Source organism: uncultured Tenacibaculum sp., assembly GCF_947495995.1.
In the GTDB taxonomy this organism is placed as follows: domain Bacteria; phylum Bacteroidota; class Bacteroidia; order Flavobacteriales; family Flavobacteriaceae; genus Polaribacter.
Window position 1 is genome coordinate 57,924 of the sequence record NZ_CANMAX010000005.1, and the last position, 16,990, is coordinate 74,913.

Genomic DNA, 16,990 nt, shown 5'->3' on the forward strand with positions numbered 1-16,990 from the left:
AATTAATGAGAGATTTTTTAAAAAGAATAAAACTTATAGATGATTTACAGACAGAATTAGAAGTTGAAAAAACTGATTTTGTTCATAAATTAAAACAAAATGTAGATGAAGGAAGCACAGGGATTTTCTCTGATGCTTTCGACATTTTCTCTAGAAGTAAAAACGATTATAAAGGAAACGTAGATTTAAACAGTTTTAAAGTAAAACGCAGAAAAAAATTATTTGACACAAATATAAATCTTGCCGTTGCTAGCGGAACATATAATCAAAAAGGAAATAAATTAATTATTGACACTGAAATAAATGGGTTCTCTCCTATTTTTATTCCTTTTTTTATTTTTTGCCTTTTATTTTATCCTGTATTCATTATAATTTTTTTATTCGGAGAAAATAATGATACAGCAACTATCCTATTTGCTATACCCTTTATTTTACTTCATGCAACTTTTATGATAGGAATACCTTATTTTTTGATGAGAAGAGGAGTAAAAAGATTGAAACGAGAATTAGAAAGAGAGTTTTTCTATTTGACATAATAGAAATCACACTTTAATTCTAAATAAAAAACTAAAAATGAACTACTATGAAAAAGGTCATTTACACGCTTCTTATTTTAGTATTAATAAATTGCTCAACTGAAAAAGAAAGTAATCCTCTTAACTCCGATGTTTAATTCATAAAACATTCACTAAAAATGAGATTAAAGACTTACAAAAGATTTTAGATTTCTTCAATAGTGAAATATGTAAATCAGCACAAGAAAATATTGATGATTGTTATTTAAATTATTGTTCTAGGATTGGTAATGAAGTTAAAAAACACGGAATGTATAAAACTCATATTGATTTTAAAAAACAATATGAAGTATACAAGCAAATTAATTCTAATACATTTAATGAAATATGGCTATTTCAACAAAGCTTACCTATTAGAGAAAGAAAAGATACTTTAAAATATTTAGGTTTTAATCATAGTGGTAAGTACATTCATTTTCTGAATGAATATGGTAAAGAAAATAAAGCAGTTAAAGATTATGTAAATAACTTTAATATTGCTTCAGATCTTGGACCATCAATGATCAGTCAAGTGATTATGAATTATAAAACTTTTCAAATTGAAGATATAAAATCTAAATTATTAATTGCTATTCATTACTTAACATTGAATGATCAAAACTTAAGAAAAGAGAAGTACTAGAAATTTCATTATGACATGATTTCGAATTCATCTCCATTGAATTTAGTTCAATATTTCAGAATCTGAATATAACAACTAACAATGTATTAAGATGAGAATCTGAAACAAGTTCAGATTGACGCAACTACATATTTATTTGCGGCCAGTAACTTAAAAAATTATATTTTAACACAAAGAAGTACACGATTCTGGTCGGACTAACAGAAAGTTAAAATATTAATTTCCAAAAACAGTTAACATCAATTTTATACGTTCACTATAATTTCGAATTCTTGTAATTATTCATCCAATACTAAAGGTAAACTTAACTTGGCACAAGTTCCTTTTACTCGATCATTTTCATATTTTAATTCAAAAGTATTATTGAACTTTTTCGATAACAACTTTAATCTATCTTTAATTAAAATTATTGAATATGATTTTTTCACATTCATTGAAGAAGGAATTTCTTTTTTTATAAATCCTTCTCCGTTATCTATAACCTCAACTAAAAGAGATTCTTTGCCCTCCATATTTTTTTTCACGTTCAATTCTATTAATCCTTTGTCATTTTTTATCCCATGAACAATTGAATTTTCTAATAAAGGTTGCATTAACATTGGTGGAATAAGTACTGATTCTTGATCTAGAGTTTTGTCTATATTTATTTTGAAATTAAACTTATCTAAAAAGTCAGATTGCACTTCTAAATAGTTATTTAGTAACTCTACTTCTTCTTCTAATGTAATATATTCTTGAGATGAGTTTCTTAATATGTTTCTAAATAAATAACTCAACTTTCTTACGTATTCTGTTGTATTTTTAGATTCTGAAACTATTTTTCCATTGATAGCACTAAATGCATTAAATATAAAGTGCGGATTCATTTGCATCAACATTAACTGTTGTTTCAAATTAGCTCTTTCATATTCTTCTTGTTTCCTTTTATTTTTTCTGTAATAGAGAAAAAATAATATTAGTGAAATCATAAAAACAAATAGCATTATAGCTATCACTTGATAATTTCTTATTTTAACTTCATTCTGTTTTTTTGCTTTAGACAATGACTTTATCTCATTTTCTTTTGTTTTCGTGTCAAACTCAAGAGATAATAATTGTAAATGTTTAGATATTTTTTTTTCATTGTAATTATTGATATACTCAATAATCTTTTCATCTAAATCAACTATTTTTTTAAAATTTCCGCTTTTGGTATAAACCTGTCTTAAATAATCATGTGTATGTAAATACAAACGTTTATTCTCCCTAGAATACTCCTTAAAAACATTTACTGAATCGAGAACATTTAAAAGTATTTTTTCTGCTTTCTTCAAGCTATCTTGATTCAACAAAACATATGCATAATTAGCTTTCGTAAAGAATTTTGTGTTAGATCTACTTTTTTTTGAATAATCTAAGTTTTTATCAAGAGATTCTTTTTGAGCTGTTTTAAAATAAACTAACGCTGAATCTATATTCTTTTCTCTGTAATGATATTCTCCTAAATTATTATAACATTTTATGTTATTCCAATTAAGAGTTTCTTTTCTTTCATTTCCTGTATGTTTTATTGTAGAATCCTTAAAGATTTTAAGAGCTTTATGGTTATATATTTTTGCAGAATCTATATTCCCTATTGTAGCATGTAAATTCCCTATACCTAAATACGTTATAGTTGAATAAAACTTAAATCCCATTCTATAATCATCAAGTTTTTTCTTTTTATAAAAAAGAGCTAATTCCATGTCTCCAACATTATAATGACTTTCGCCTAAAAAACCATATATGTAGGATTGCCAACTTTTTCCATCATAACTTTTAGGAAACTTATCTATGTATAAAAGACCTTGATTAAAACTTTTTATAGCTGATATGTATTGAGATTTAAAAAATAGCTTTAATCCTTTTATATAATATGCTTTATGTATTAACCCTCCTGAAGGTAAATAATCTGATTCTTTTTCATGAAATTCGGAAATAGCTTTATTAGAATATATTAATGCTGAATCTTGTTTTCTTTCAACTAAACATCTAAATGCTTTAAATACATAATATTTTGTCCAAGCTTTAATATTTTTATTTTTTTTTATTGAAAATAAAATATCCTTTTCAAAAGTTAGATTCTCTTTTACTAGTCTTAAAGTATCTATTGTTTCTTGCTCTAATAAAACTGGTTTTTGTGAAAAAATTTTTAAGGAAATTACAATAGTTATAAGTGTTAAAATTCTTATCATTAGCATTTAAATTATAAGGATAAAATATGATCAATGCAATAATAGTAGAAAACGACTTTAATTCTTTAAATTATATCCTTAAAATATTAAACAATTATCAAGATATATCAATATTAGGAACTGCTAATACAATAAAAAAAGGAGAACAATTAATTAAAGATTTGAAACCTGATATTCTCTTTTTAGATATTGAGCTAGATGATGGTAATGCTTTTGATTTATTAGACAATGTTAAAACTAGAAAATTTGAAGTTATTTTTACTACAGCTTATGATACTTATTACCAAAAAGCATTTCAGCATTTTGCCTTAAACTACTTATTAAAACCTATTGACCCTCTAGAGTTAGATTCAGTATTAAATCATTATAGAAGCACAACAGTTAAATATAACTCACAAAAATTAAGTCAGTTTAGAAACTTTATTAAAAACGATAATTCTAAAATTTTACTAAATATAGGTGGTAGCTATATTGCTGTATCTTTAGATGACATAATTTATTGTAAAGCTAATCAAAACTTTACTATATTTCAATTAACTTCAGGGAAATCAGAAATGATTTCTAATCCTCTAAAATATTATACTGAATTATTTTTTGATAAAAATTTCTTTAAAGCTAATAGGTCTTTTTTAATAAATATTACACACATTAAAAGAATTATCAAAAGAGAAAGTATAGAAATGACAAATGGCGAAACTATAAATGTTTCCGTAAAGAATCGTCAAAATCTTAATGAGATGATTAAAATTCTTTCTTAGGTTATATTATTCTCTTATCATTGTTTATTACCTAGTCATCAGTTAATTTACTTCACTAATCATTTTTAATGATCAACCTAAAGTTTAAACCAATAGGTTTGTAACTATGAAATACTATTTTATTCAATTAAAACCTTAAACTGGGAAAATTGTTAAGTAGTTAAAAAGAAAATATTCATCTACAGACATAATCTTTGAATGTCTATAAATTTTCAAAGTATTAACCAATTTTAAATTTTAATTATTATGAAAAAATCAATTTTAAATCTAGGAAAAACTTTAGGTAAAGATGAGCAAAAAAATGTTTTTGGAGGTATTGATATTACAATTACTGCCGAATGTGGTTTTATGGGGTTAGGAAAACCTTACAAGAAATGTCCTGCTGGAGCTGCTTGTATTAGTGGTAAATGTCGCTATGTTTTATTATAGGAAACTCTTTATAAGTTCACAAGGAAGAAAAAATAATTTTCTTCCTTGTATTATATCATTTTCAACTTCCAAAAACAGTTAATACCAATTTTCTCCGTCCGCCATAATTTCGATGTTCACCCAAGTAAATTCCTTGCCAAGTTCCTAAGTTTAACTTTCCGCTAGTAATAGGGATTTGAACTTGACAACCCAACATCGAACTTTTTATATGTGCTGGCATATCATCTGCTCCTTCGTAATCATGTTTATAATATGGCATATTTTCAGGAATCATTTTATTGATATGCGTTTCAAAATCCATACGAACAGTTGGATCTGCATTTTCATTAATCGTTAAACTCGCTGAAGTATGCTTTATAAATACTTGTAATTGTCCGATAGCAATTTCTCTTATTTCTGGAATTTCATTTAGTACAATATCTGTGATTAAATGATATCCTCTTTCGAATGCAGGTAAACTAATTTCTTTTTGGTAAAATTTCATACAATTTTAGTTTAAGATAACTCCAATTTAATTTGTTGTAGTGATTTATTTGTAGTCAATATCTTCTCTATTATTCTCTCTTGTAAAACCTCCAATTCTTCATCATGATATTGCATCCATTTCGTGTTTTTAAACACCTCTTCTACCTCTTTTTTCTTTTTAAAAATAACCGTTAAATTAAATAATTTTTCTTTCTCTTTTTCTTCTGGTTTGTAAACCTCTACTTTTTCAGTTTCAAAATCAATTTTCAATCCGAATAGTTTTTCATCGGAAGTTAAACTATAAAAATCAGTCCATTTTGCATATCCTACATAATAATTCTGATTCTGATATTTAGTTACTCCATTCAATTTCCATCTACAATTTGCTACTCTTCCCCAATGATTCGAATATCGATATACTCCTTTTTCTGTATATACATAAGTACTACCTGATTTACTTTTAAAATGAATATTTTCTTCTTTTAAAACATCAGATGTTTTGAATTCAAATTGACAGTAGGTGTGTTTAAAAAAGTTTGTTCTATTGTATTTAGTTTGCATTGAACGCTTCTATTCTTTTATTCAACAAACCTAAAACTATTACTGTAAATAAAAAAAGCCCGAAAAGTTTTAATTACTTTTCAGGCTTAATTGCTTAGAATGTTGAAAATATGATGAAAAACACTAATGAATATAAAAGCAAGAGCAGAATTTCTAGTCTATATTTCTTTATAGCATTCATCATTATTTCTTAATAATCCTTCTAGATGCTACGCGTCCCTCCGAATTTGTTACTTTAAGTATATAAATTCCGCTTACCAAACTAGATAGATTCATCTTTTTCTCTTTTGTTTCTAACACCTTTTTCCCTACAATACTATACAAAACAACTTTCTTTATATCATAACCCGTTGTTACTTTAATATTTAAGATATCTGAAGTTGGTATAGGATATATTTTTACTTCTTTATTAAACTCTTCATCAACAACACTAGCCGTTACTGCACTAAACATTGCTGTAATAGTTTTATCTGCATCCATAACAACATCAACAGGGTTTGCTGTACTAGTTATATCTCCACTCCAACCATCGAATTTATATCCAGCATCTGGAATAGCTTCTAACCTAACTATTGTTCTGTCATTAAACTGACTAATCGTTGGGGTATTATTGATATTTTTTGGACCAAAAGTTGGAACAGAGATATTTACAGTTCCGTTAATAGCATTAACTGTTAATGTACGCTGAATAAGACTAAAATTAGCTGTAACTGTTTTATCAGCATCCATAGTAATTGTCAATGGGTTTGTTGTTCCAGTTGCATCGCCGCTCCAGCCATCAAATTGATAACCTGCATCTGGCGTTGCTGTTAATTCAACTGAAGTTCCATCATCATATGTTCCTCCTGTTGGATTTGGATTTGTACTAACAGAACCATTTGTAGCATTAATAGTTAATGTTCGTTGAATCTTACTAAACATTGCTGTAACTGTTTTATTAGCATCCATTGTAATCATTAATGGATTTGTCGTTCCTGTTGCATCGCCGCTCCAGCCATCAAATTGATAACCTGCATCTGGCGTTGCTGTTAATTCAACTGAAGTTCCATCATCATAAGTCCCTCCTGTTGGATTAGGGTTTGTGCTAACCGAACCATTTGTAGCATTAATAGTTAATGTTCGTTGAATCTTACTAAACATTGCAGTAACTGTTTTATCAGTATCCATAGTAATCGTTAATGGATTTGTCGTTCCAGTTGCATCGCCGCTCCATCCATCAAATTGATATCCAGCATCTGGTGTAGCTGTTAATTCAACTGATGCTCCATCATCGTAAGCTCCGCCTGGTGGATTTGGATTTTTACTAACCCAACCATTTGTAGCATTAATAGTTAAGGTACGTTGAATTTTACTAAACATTGCTGTAACTGTTTTATCAGCATCCATAGTAATGGTTAATGGATTTGTAGTTCCTGTTGCATCTCCACTCCATCCATCGAATTGATAACCTACAGCTGGTGTAGCTGTTAATTCAACTGATGTTCCATCTACATAAAGTCCATCTGCCGAACTAGGACTTATAGTTACCGAACCATTGGTAGCAGTTACATTTAATGCCTTTTTTATCACTGGAGCAGCTGGTCCGAATTCATACGCTCCCATATCAACAGTAGTATTAAATATTCGTTGATTACCAAATAAATCAGTTGATACACCAGAAGGTATTCTACTATTGTCACCAGTATCTTTTGCTGGCGAATTGGTTTGTATTGTAAAATCTCCATTAGCCGCATCAGTAAACAAAGGGTCACTATTACTCGTATTTGAAGCTAAAAATGAAATGTTAGAAAAATTATCCTCATCTATACTGTTCAAGGCTGCTAAATTATTAGTAAAATTAGTCCCTCCTCCTTTTCCAACAGCTAAAGCCACATTTCCATTATTGTTTTTATTTCCCCAGAAAATATTATTTGCTACAAAACTATTTCCATAACTACCTGTATTTCTACTTAGAGCAACTGTTGCAAAATCTGAATTTGCATCTGTTCCTTCATTAAGATTATTAACAAATGTATTATTTATAATGTTCGTAGAAATTATAGTTCCCGTATAATGTGCTCTAACCCAAACCATTCCTCCTTTAGCTTTTCTAGAACCATCATCTGTCGTTCTGTTATTTTTAAATAATGAATTTGTTAATATAAAATAGGTTACATTAGTTCCTTCTCTTGGAATAACATACATTGCTGTACCTGAATTAGAACTTAAATTATTATCAAAAACACAAGCATCTACTGATATAACTACCGACCCTGATTTATCTGCTGATAAATTTAATCCTGCCGCCCAATAAGCAACATTATCCTTAACTGTTGTGTTTTTAATTGTGAAGTTACTTATATTAGGACTCAGAGATAAACCTGCTCCAAATCTACCATCTCCAGAAGTTGCATCTGCATAACCACCAGAAATTGTAATTCCATCAATGACTATATTGTTTCCAGCAACATTAATAACTCTTAAGCTATTATCACTTCTTGTAGTATTATTAAAAGTGACATTGGCATCATCATTTCTCAACAAATCTCCACTTAAGATTGTTTTATTACTTAAATAATCTCTTTGATTTAAGTTTGTTTCATTTCCAGCAAAACCACCATAGATTAATAATCCATCAACATTAAACTCAAATCTTGCGTTTCTATTATTTGATGAAGGTGTATATGTTCCTCTTGCTATCCAAACTTCTGTTTTACCATTTAAATTACTTGCTAATGCAGTTTCTAAACTTGTGTAAGCATTTGCCCATGATCCTCCTGTATTACTTCCTGTAGCAAATTGACTTACATACACACGTGTAGTTTGAGTATAAGTTATTTTTTGGTATTCAGAAGGGGCACTAAATCTGTTATCACAGTTTGTTCTTACATAGACATCATATTCTTGACCATTTACTAATCCTGTTAAAGATGTAGTTGTTCCAGAAATATTTTGAATTGTTGTTCCTGAACTTATAGGTTGTCCAGCATCAACATATGTCAACTCATACGAATCAACAAATTCTGCAACTGGATCCCATGTTATGTCAGCTGTTGTTGCTCCAGTTAATATTCCTCTAAGATTATTAGGCTTATTACAAGATTTTGCAACATAAACCACTTTAACATTATCCGACGTTGCTGTTAATGCTCCTGTACAATTTGTTTTAATATAAATATCATAGCTAGTTCCTGGAACAAAATTATTAATCTGTACCGAAGTTCCTGAGATATTTTGAATAGTTGTACCACTACTAATTGACTGTCCAGTTTCTACATATGTTAACTCGTATGAATCTACTGAATTCGCTGGAGCCGTCCAACTTACATCTGCAGTAGTTTCATCTACAAAACTTACCTGAGGAGCTGTTGGCGCTTTACATACAGGAACAATGTTGGGATCAGTATACTTATAAACTCCACCTCCGTTTGCTACAGAAGCAGGTGATAAAACATATATATCTTGATCAACAATATCTAATGTTCTTCCGTAAGGAATTGTTCCTCCTACATTTTGAACACTTCCTCCGTTTACAGAAATTCTTCTAATTCCACCATTTAAACCTGCATCAATAAAATAAAGATATCCTTGTGCATGCCTTATTCCCCAAGGATCTGATAAACCAGATTTGAATACTTGCGCACTAGGAGAACTAGCAGATAAATCAACTCTATAAATTCTTCCTTCTGAATATGACGTATAATATAAATTATCCCCAACAACTATTGCGTCATAAACGCTATTCCAAGCAGTAGGTAAAGTTGCAACTACAGTTGTATTTGTTCCTCCTGTATATCTTTTAATTTCTATATTAGAAAACGAACCTCTTTTTGATAAAAAATAAAGATCTCCATTGTAAACAAACAATGCATTTGCGCTAAGCCCGTTTATTGCAGTGATAGATCTTGAACCGCTTGGATATGCATAAGCAAACTTTGATACTCCACCTCCTGGTATAATACAAGAATTTCCTTCTCGATATATCATAGTTCCTTGAAAAGCTATATTATTAAAAGGACTATTATTATAACCACTAGATACAACTTGTTCAGTTGGGTTTGACTGGGTAAGTGATACACTTTTTAATTCTGAGCCAACCATTGTGTAGGCCATATCATTTATTACCGCAATTCCTTTACCCGCAGGAAAACCGCTGTAAACTCTTGTTTGTGCACCTAATCCTACACAAAGTGGTATAACTACCATTAAAAGTATTTTTTTAAGCATAACTTTTTGATTATATAATTATAACACAAAAGAATAATATGCTTTTTAAAGGTGAACTTTTTTATTTCCGAATGAACATATTTTGTTTCCTAAGTTATTTTTCAGGAAGTGAATGAAGCTTCAAAAGATTCTTTATAACCTTTGCTGACTGGTATCAATTTTTCTAAAGTAAGTTTTAACTGTCTATCTCTTTTTGAGTAAATAATGATATGATTTGTATTAACGATCCATGATCTGTGAACTCTCGTAAAAGAGGTTACATTTTCAAATAAATTCTCGTAGTGATTTAATTTTTTTGAGGCTATGTATTCCTTATTATTAGTAGTATAAATGATAGAATACATTCGATCTGCTTGGATACAAATAATATCGTCTGTTGCGATTATTGCATAATCGTTCTTATACGGAATCGCTATTTTTTTTAATTCTTTTTTATTCTCTTTTAATACAGGTATTCTTGTATCTAACTTTTTCTGACTAATAAAAAGTTGCGCTTTTTTAACTGCATTTTGCAATAAACTTACTTCAATTGGTTTTAATAAATAATCTATCGCTGCCACTTGAAATGCTTTTATCGCATACTGATCGTAAGCAGTTATGAAAATGACTTGAAAATTAATTTCTTCGAATTCATTAAAGATTTGAAAACCATTTTTCTCTGGCATTTCAATATCTAAAAACACTATACTTGGGGTTTCTTTTTCTATTAATTGCACAGCATCATCAATATTAGAAGCTTCTCCTACAACAGAAATTTCTGGACAAAAATCGTCTAATAAATACCTTAGATTTTCTCTTGCATTTAATTCGTCGTCAACTAATATTGCTTTTAATTTACTCATCTTCTTTAATAAAAGGTATTTTAATAATTACTTTCGTTCCTTCTTTAACTTTTTCATAATTGAATCCGATATTCGATTTATAATAATCCTTCAATAGCATTAACCTTTCCTCTATTAATTTTGTAGATAACGAAGTCTTTTTGTCTCCGTTTCTTTGCTTAATTCTTTTTGATTCCTCTATACCTACTCCATTATCAATAATAGTACAATGTAAGACATCTTTTAATTCAAAATTTAAAATTATTTTTTTAATCCCTTCTTTTTTGTGCAACAATCCATGTTTAATGGCATTCTCTACAAATGGTTGAATAATCATTGAAGGTATTTTAATATGAAATAAGGTTTCTCCTCCAACTATTTTATATTCAAAACTATCTCGAAATCGAAGCTTTTCTAATTCTAAATATTTCTCCAACAGTAATAATTCTTCATCAAAAAAAATAAAACTTTTCTCACTCATATTTAGATTCTCTCGTATCAAAGCAGCAAACTTTGTTAGATAATCATAAGCTTTATGTTTATCTCCCTTTAATACCAAATTTTGAATCGAATTCATGGCATTAAACATAAAATGCGGATTCATTTGTGCTTTTAATGATTTCAATTGTAAATGAGCAAATTCGTTTTTTCTTTTCTCTTCTAACTCAATATAAGCCGTTTTTAATTTCTTCTCATTCGATTCATTTAATTTTTTAAAAAAATTGACTACTAAAAATAAGATTACGAATAAGAATATTTTTTCCTCAGGTACAAAGTTTTCAATATTCCGCTTTCCAGTTATGTAATAAGGTATGAAAAACAAAACTACAGATAAGATCAATGTGAAATAATGCACCCACTTTTTATCAAAAAAGAATAAAGCTAAAATTGGTAGTGCCAAATAATTATACTCGGTATTTTCGTAAACAAATAACACATGCGTTAAACCAACTACAGCTATAACATAAGAACATAAAAATAGTACTCTAGCTACGATATAATAATTTGCTTTTTGTAGTATATAGACTACAATAAACAGTGATAAAAAAGCAATATAACAATACCCTATTTCAAGTGTTAGTGTTCTCTCAAAAAGCCGTTTGATTGTAAAAAACACGATATCGAGTCCCATCATTAGACAACAAAAATTAAGAATCGTAATACGTTTTGCATCCAATCCTTGTAGCGCTAGATCTTGATTATAGATATATTTTTCTAAAAATCTCTTCATTCAACTCTACAAATACTAACATAAATGTGAGAGTTTAAAATTTACTTTCTTAACGTAGTAAAAAAGCTTCCGAATAGCTAAAACTTAAAATGAATTAAGACAAATAAGGAATTTTAATAATAACCATCGTTCCTTCTTCGACTTCAGGATACTCTACTCCAATATCGGTTTTATAATAATCACGCAGAAATAATAATCGTTCTTGAATTGATTTTGTTGAAAATGATTTTCTTTTTACACCATTGGCTTGTTGAATTTCTTTTGACCTTTTAACTCCAATTCCGTTATCAAAAATTTTGCTCACTAAAACACCTTCCTTAATGTAGAATTCTATCTTTATTTTTTTCATTCCTTCTTTTTTATGAAGCAAACCGTGCTTTATTGCATTCTCTACATAAGGCTGAATAATCATAGTTGGAATTTTAACTTCTTCAACATCTTCTCCTACGATAATTTGATATCTGAAGCTTTCTTTAAACCTAAGTTTTTCAAGTTCTAAATATCTATTTATCAATGAAAGTTCTTGTTCAAAAACAACAAAATTTTGTGTACTTAAATGTAAATTTTCACGAATTAAAGAAGAAAACTTAGTCAAGTAATTATAGGCTTCTTGCTTATCATTCTTTAAAATTAAATTTTGTATTGAATTTAATGCATTAAACGTAAAATGCGGATTCATTTGAGATCGTAACGTTTCTAATTTTGTAGAAACCAACTCTTTCTGCAATCGCGCTTTTTCCAAAGCCACATTTTGCCTACGTTTAATACTTTTTAAACGTGTATAAAAGCGATACCAGATAAAAACAACTCCAGATAAAAACACGAGTAATATAAACCACCATTCTTTGTAAATCGGTAAAGCAATAGCAAAATTTATAGTTCTTGAAAATTCATTTGTCGGATTATCTATTGATGTAGCTTTAAGAGTAAATTCATAAGTTCCTGAAGCAAGATTATTAAAAGTTACCTGATTAATATTTTCATCAAGATTATTCCATAGACCAGCATCTTTTTTATTCGATAATTTATAAGAATATTGAACATTTTCTTCTGATAAAAAACCATTGATTTGAAACTTGAAGTGTACTTTATTTTCATCAGAATTCAAATCGTATTTCTCTTTTAATTCTCTAGTTTTATCATTAATTGAAACATCTGTAAAATAAAACTCAAGTGTATTCACTTTTTTAAATAACTTTTCTCTATCAACTACAATAACTCCTTTATTAGAACTAAAAAACAACTCTTTCTCAAAAGGAATAATATCTGTGATATTATATGTATTTATTCCATCTCTGCGGGTTAAGTTTCTAAACTTTTTAGTTTTTGTATTTAATAACTGTACTCCATTTGTAGTTGAAATCCACAAGTTATCTCCATCTCCTTTAATTTCTCTAGTTAAATTTGATAACAAGCCATTATTCCTATTATAATTCACATAAATATAGTTCTCTTTAACACCTAGAATTCCTTTTTTAAATGTAGATAACCAAACTGTTCCATCGTTTGTTTCTCCAATATCTATAGTAAAAACTTCTCTATCTTTATGTAATATTTTTAACTCTTTATTTTTATCATCATAAACTCTTGTTCCATCAACATAACCTACGTATTTCTTGTCATTTTTTTTACTATGATGTATAGTGTAAGAACGTAATGGACCTAGTTGTGTTGATTTAATTTCTTTTGAACTTAATTTTAATTCTGATGCGGAATTGTATGAAGCCACTAAAATCTTATTCTTTTCTACAAATGAAAAATCTTTTACTCCAGAAAGATAATAGTTGGATATATATTCATAACTAAAATCGTTAACATCTATAATTAATGTATATGTTTCATAACCCACAATAGCCTTATTTTCACTAATTTCAACAATTGCAAATACTTTTTCCTTTTTTAACGTTGGTAATTTTGTTCGTTTTTTTGTGTTTACATCTACTAAATCAAGGCTACCTTGAGAAGAACCAATTAATATTTTATCTTCTCCTATTTTACTCATTGCTGTTATATTAGCATCTGTTAAATCGAACTTAAGTTCATTCAAATGAATATTAGGAACAATATAAACACCGTTCCTAAGCGTAGTAAACCAATAATTATCATTTCTATCTTTAATGACCTTAGAGACTCCCTTTCCTTTAAAAATATGGTCTTTAATTATAATCTCACCTGCTAAATGATCATAATCACAAATAAATACACCATTTTCGGTAGCTAACCATAATAAATCTTCGTATATGTAATAATCGATATATGGAGTATATTTTAGAATATTAGGTAATTTAATTTCTACTAAACTATCTTGGGTCTCTAATACTAACCTATTATTTTCTTTATTTACTTTTGTTGCTAGTTTTTCTAATCCTAAAAAAAAGTTTTTACCTCTAAAAGGAATAAAACTCCAACTAATGTAGAAGAAGTTTGATTGTAATTTATTTTTGAATTTCTTTTCTATGTTTGATTCTCCGTCAACCCCAATACTGAACTTATGATCCTCTATAATGTATGAAAGATTTCTATCATTTTTTATAACAGATATTGTTTTATTATCATCATTAATTTTCTTTACAATATTTGAATTATTTAAATCAACTAAAATAATTTCCCTGTAATAATAGATGACAAGTTTATTTTCAAAAAAAATAAAATTTGTTAGCTCTCCTTTAGCCTCATTCTTAACATCTTTAAATAGTTTTAATGAATCGTTTTCTACATAAAAAAACTGTCCTGATATGTTATTACACCAAACTCTACCTTGATCATCTAATTTCACTCCAAAAACAGATAATCCTCTTTTATCCGGATGCGTGTAATTTTTGAATTTCTTTCCATCATAACGGAATAAACCTTTATCAGCTGCTAACCAAATAAAACCTTTGTTATCCTCTACAATATTGTAAAACTCAATATCTGGTAATCCATCTTTTTCTGTGAGTTGTGTAAATACTGGTTGTTGAGCAGTAATAAATACTGATAAACTCAACAGAAACAGAAATAATATCTTTTTAAAGACGCGCATTGAATTATTTTGTGTGTTCACAAAATAAGGAAACTGAAGTCAATAAAAAAACCTTATCCATTATTCACTTCCCAGCTGAATCAAAATATTTCCCAAATAAAAAAACCAGTTTTACTTTCGTAAAACTGGTTTTTAATATGGTATAAAAGTTGTGAATTACTTCACTTCTTCGAAGTCTACATCTTCTACATTATCGTTACTATCTGCTTGCGCATTTGCTCCAGCATCAGCTTGAGGTCCTCCTGCAGCTCCACCAGCTTGTTGCTGTGCAGCATACATTTCTTCAGAAGCTACTTTCCAAGCTTCGTTGATTTTCTCCATTGCTGCATCAATCTGAGCTAAATCTTTGCTTTCGTGAGCTTTTTTCAACTCTTCTAAAGCAGATTCGATTGGCGCTTTCTTATCAGCTGATAATTTATCTCCAAATTCCTTTAACTGTTTTTCAGTTTGGAAAATCATAGAGTCAGCTCCGTTAATCTTATCGATACTTTCTTTAGCTTTTGCGTCTGCTTCTGCATTAGCTTCAGCATCTGCTTTCATCTTTTGGATTTCCTCTTCTGTTAATCCTGAAGAAGCTTCGATACGGATATTTTGCTCTTTGTTAGTTCCTTTATCTTTTGCAGAAACATTGATGATACCATTCGCATCGATATCGAAAGTTACCTCGATTTGAGGAACTCCTCTTTGTGCTGGTGGAATACCATCTAAATGGAAACGTCCAATTGTTTTGTTATCTGCAGCCATTGCTCTCTCTCCTTGTAATACATGGATCTCAACAGATGGTTGATTATCTGCTGCTGTAGAGAATACTTGTGACTTCTTTGTTGGAATAGTTGTATTCGCTTCTATTAATTTAGTGAATACGTTACCCATAGTTTCAATTCCTAATGATAAAGGTGTAACATCTAATAATAATACATCTTTAACATCTCCTGTTAAAACTCCTCCTTGAATTGCAGCTCCTAAAGAAACTACCTCATCTGGATTTACACCTTTACTTGGCGCTTTTCCGAAAAACTTCTCAACAGCTTCTTGAATTGCAGGAATACGAGTTGAACCTCCAACCAAGATTACTTCGTCAATATCAGAAGTACTTAAATCAGCATTTTTTAATGCTGTTTGACATGGCTCAATTGTTCTCTTTACTAAATCGTCGATTAATTGCTCAAATTTAGCTCTACTTAATGTACGAACTAAGTGTTTTGGCCCACTAGCAGTAGCTGTAATATATGGTAAGTTAATCTCAGTTGATGTAGTACTAGATAATTCAATCTTAGCTTTTTCTGCAGCTTCTTTTAAACGTTGTAACGCCATTGGATCTTTACGTAAATCCATATTCTCTTCTGCGTTAAACTCGTCAGCTAACCAGTTGATGATTTTTTCATCTACATCATCTCCTCCTAAGTGTGTATCTCCATCAGTAGCTAATACTTCAAATACTCCATCTCCTAATTCTAAGATAGAAACATCATGTGTACCTCCACCAAAGTCAAATACTACGATTTTCTTATCAGAATCAGCCTTATCTAATCCGTAAGCTAATGCAGCAGCAGTTGGTTCGTTGATAATACGACGAACTTTTAATCCTGCAATTTCTCCAGCTTCTTTAGTAGCTTGACGTTGTGCATCGTTAAAATATGCTGGTACTGTAATTACTGCTTCAGCAACATCTTGTCCTAAATAGTCTTCAGCAGTTTTCTTCATCTTTTGTAATACCATCGCAGAAATTTCTTGCGGAGTATACAAACGATCATCAATTTTTACACGAGGAGTATCGTTATCTCCTTTTACTACTTCATAAGGAACTCTTTCTACTTCTCGTAAACTTTCAGAATAATGATTCCCCATAAAACGCTTAATTGAATAAACAGTTTTTGTTGGGTTAGTTACTGCCTGACGCTTAGCTGGATCTCCAACTTTACGTTCTCCTCCTTCTACGAATGCTACAACAGAAGGTGTAGTTCTTTTTCCTTCTGAATTAGGAATTACTACTGGCTCATTTCCTTCCATTACAGAAACGCATGAGTTGGTAGTACCTAAATCTATTCCTATAATTTTACTCATAACTTTATAATCGATTTTATTTT

General features: G+C 29.2%; 12 protein-coding genes. 4 read left to right on the top strand and 8 right to left on the bottom strand.

Annotated features, from left to right (window positions below):
- Positions 1–5: 5 nt before the first annotated feature.
- Positions 6–536 (top strand): hypothetical protein, encoded by a 531-nt coding sequence (locus Q1A15_RS14180; RefSeq protein WP_299625193.1) that lies wholly within the window; start codon positions 6–8, stop codon positions 534–536.
- Between the two features lie 289 nt (positions 537–825).
- On the top strand, positions 826–1,197 hold the full coding sequence (locus Q1A15_RS14185; protein ID WP_299625196.1) for a hypothetical protein: 372 nt from the start codon (positions 826–828) through the stop codon (positions 1,195–1,197).
- 278 nt (positions 1,198–1,475) lie between these two features.
- Here the strand turns inward: Q1A15_RS14185 and Q1A15_RS14190 are convergent, their stop codons facing one another.
- Positions 1,476–3,410, bottom strand: a complete 1,935-nt coding sequence (locus tag Q1A15_RS14190) for a histidine kinase (protein ID WP_299625198.1) — start codon at positions 3,408–3,410, stop codon at positions 1,476–1,478.
- Between the two features lie 26 nt (positions 3,411–3,436).
- Between Q1A15_RS14190 and Q1A15_RS14195 the strand changes: the two genes are divergently transcribed.
- Positions 3,437–4,168 (top strand): LytTR family DNA-binding domain-containing protein, encoded by a 732-nt coding sequence (locus Q1A15_RS14195; RefSeq protein WP_299625201.1) that lies wholly within the window; start codon positions 3,437–3,439, stop codon positions 4,166–4,168.
- Positions 4,169–4,414: 246 nt separating this feature from the next.
- Complete coding sequence (locus Q1A15_RS14200; RefSeq protein ID WP_299625203.1) at positions 4,415–4,597, top strand: hypothetical protein; 183 nt, start codon at positions 4,415–4,417, stop codon at positions 4,595–4,597.
- Between the two features lie 61 nt (positions 4,598–4,658).
- Here Q1A15_RS14200 and Q1A15_RS14205 read toward each other — a convergent pair whose 3' ends face one another.
- From Q1A15_RS14205 to dnaK, 7 genes are all read right to left on the bottom strand, one after another.
- A complete protein-coding gene (locus tag Q1A15_RS14205; RefSeq protein WP_299625206.1) occupies positions 4,659–5,081 on the bottom strand; it encodes a secondary thiamine-phosphate synthase enzyme YjbQ in 423 nt (140 codons plus the stop codon).
- Between the two features lie 11 nt (positions 5,082–5,092).
- Positions 5,093–5,623, bottom strand: a complete 531-nt coding sequence (locus Q1A15_RS14210; protein WP_299625209.1) for a hypothetical protein — start codon at positions 5,621–5,623, stop codon at positions 5,093–5,095.
- A gap of 183 nt (positions 5,624–5,806) precedes the next feature.
- Positions 5,807–9,829, bottom strand: coding sequence for an InlB B-repeat-containing protein (locus tag Q1A15_RS14215; RefSeq protein ID WP_299625211.1), 4,023 nt, complete (start codon positions 9,827–9,829; stop codon positions 5,807–5,809).
- Between the two features lie 101 nt (positions 9,830–9,930).
- Positions 9,931–10,671 (bottom strand): response regulator transcription factor, encoded by a 741-nt coding sequence (locus tag Q1A15_RS14220; RefSeq protein ID WP_299625217.1) that lies wholly within the window; start codon positions 10,669–10,671, stop codon positions 9,931–9,933.
- Positions 10,664–11,881 (bottom strand): histidine kinase, encoded by a 1,218-nt coding sequence (locus Q1A15_RS14225; protein WP_299625220.1) that lies wholly within the window; start codon positions 11,879–11,881, stop codon positions 10,664–10,666. Before Q1A15_RS14225 ends, Q1A15_RS14220 begins: the two co-directional genes overlap by 8 nt.
- A gap of 94 nt (positions 11,882–11,975) precedes the next feature.
- Positions 11,976–14,903 (bottom strand): sensor histidine kinase, encoded by a 2,928-nt coding sequence (locus tag Q1A15_RS14230; RefSeq protein WP_299625222.1) that lies wholly within the window; start codon positions 14,901–14,903, stop codon positions 11,976–11,978.
- Between the two features lie 156 nt (positions 14,904–15,059).
- Complete coding sequence (gene dnaK, locus Q1A15_RS14235) at positions 15,060–16,967, bottom strand: molecular chaperone DnaK (protein WP_299625224.1); 1,908 nt, start codon at positions 16,965–16,967, stop codon at positions 15,060–15,062.
- Positions 16,968–16,990 lie beyond the last annotated feature (23 nt).

What these genes read in the sequence shown, in the direction of transcription:
- Q1A15_RS14180 (WP_299625193.1), top strand. Translation starts at nt 6, where the DNA reads ATGAGAGATTTTTTAAAAAGAATAAAACTTATAGATGATTTACAGACA.
- Q1A15_RS14185 (WP_299625196.1), top strand. Translation starts at nt 826, where the DNA reads ATGTATAAAACTCATATTGATTTTAAAAAACAATATGAAGTATACAAG.
- Q1A15_RS14190 (WP_299625198.1), bottom strand. Translation starts at nt 3,410, where the DNA reads ATGATAAGAATTTTAACACTTATAACTATTGTAATTTCCTTAAAAATT.
- Q1A15_RS14195 (WP_299625201.1), top strand. Translation starts at nt 3,437, where the DNA reads ATGATCAATGCAATAATAGTAGAAAACGACTTTAATTCTTTAAATTAT.
- Q1A15_RS14200 (WP_299625203.1), top strand. Translation starts at nt 4,415, where the DNA reads ATGAAAAAATCAATTTTAAATCTAGGAAAAACTTTAGGTAAAGATGAG.
- Q1A15_RS14205 (WP_299625206.1), bottom strand. Translation starts at nt 5,081, where the DNA reads ATGAAATTTTACCAAAAAGAAATTAGTTTACCTGCATTCGAAAGAGGA.
- Q1A15_RS14210 (WP_299625209.1), bottom strand. Translation starts at nt 5,623, where the DNA reads ATGCAAACTAAATACAATAGAACAAACTTTTTTAAACACACCTACTGT.
- Q1A15_RS14215 (WP_299625211.1), bottom strand. Translation starts at nt 9,829, where the DNA reads ATGCTTAAAAAAATACTTTTAATGGTAGTTATACCACTTTGTGTAGGA.
- Q1A15_RS14220 (WP_299625217.1), bottom strand. Translation starts at nt 10,671, where the DNA reads ATGAGTAAATTAAAAGCAATATTAGTTGACGACGAATTAAATGCAAGA.
- Q1A15_RS14225 (WP_299625220.1), bottom strand. Translation starts at nt 11,881, where the DNA reads ATGAAGAGATTTTTAGAAAAATATATCTATAATCAAGATCTAGCGCTA.
- Q1A15_RS14230 (WP_299625222.1), bottom strand. Translation starts at nt 14,903, where the DNA reads ATGCGCGTCTTTAAAAAGATATTATTTCTGTTTCTGTTGAGTTTATCA.
- dnaK (WP_299625224.1), bottom strand. Translation starts at nt 16,967, where the DNA reads ATGAGTAAAATTATAGGAATAGATTTAGGTACTACCAACTCATGCGTT.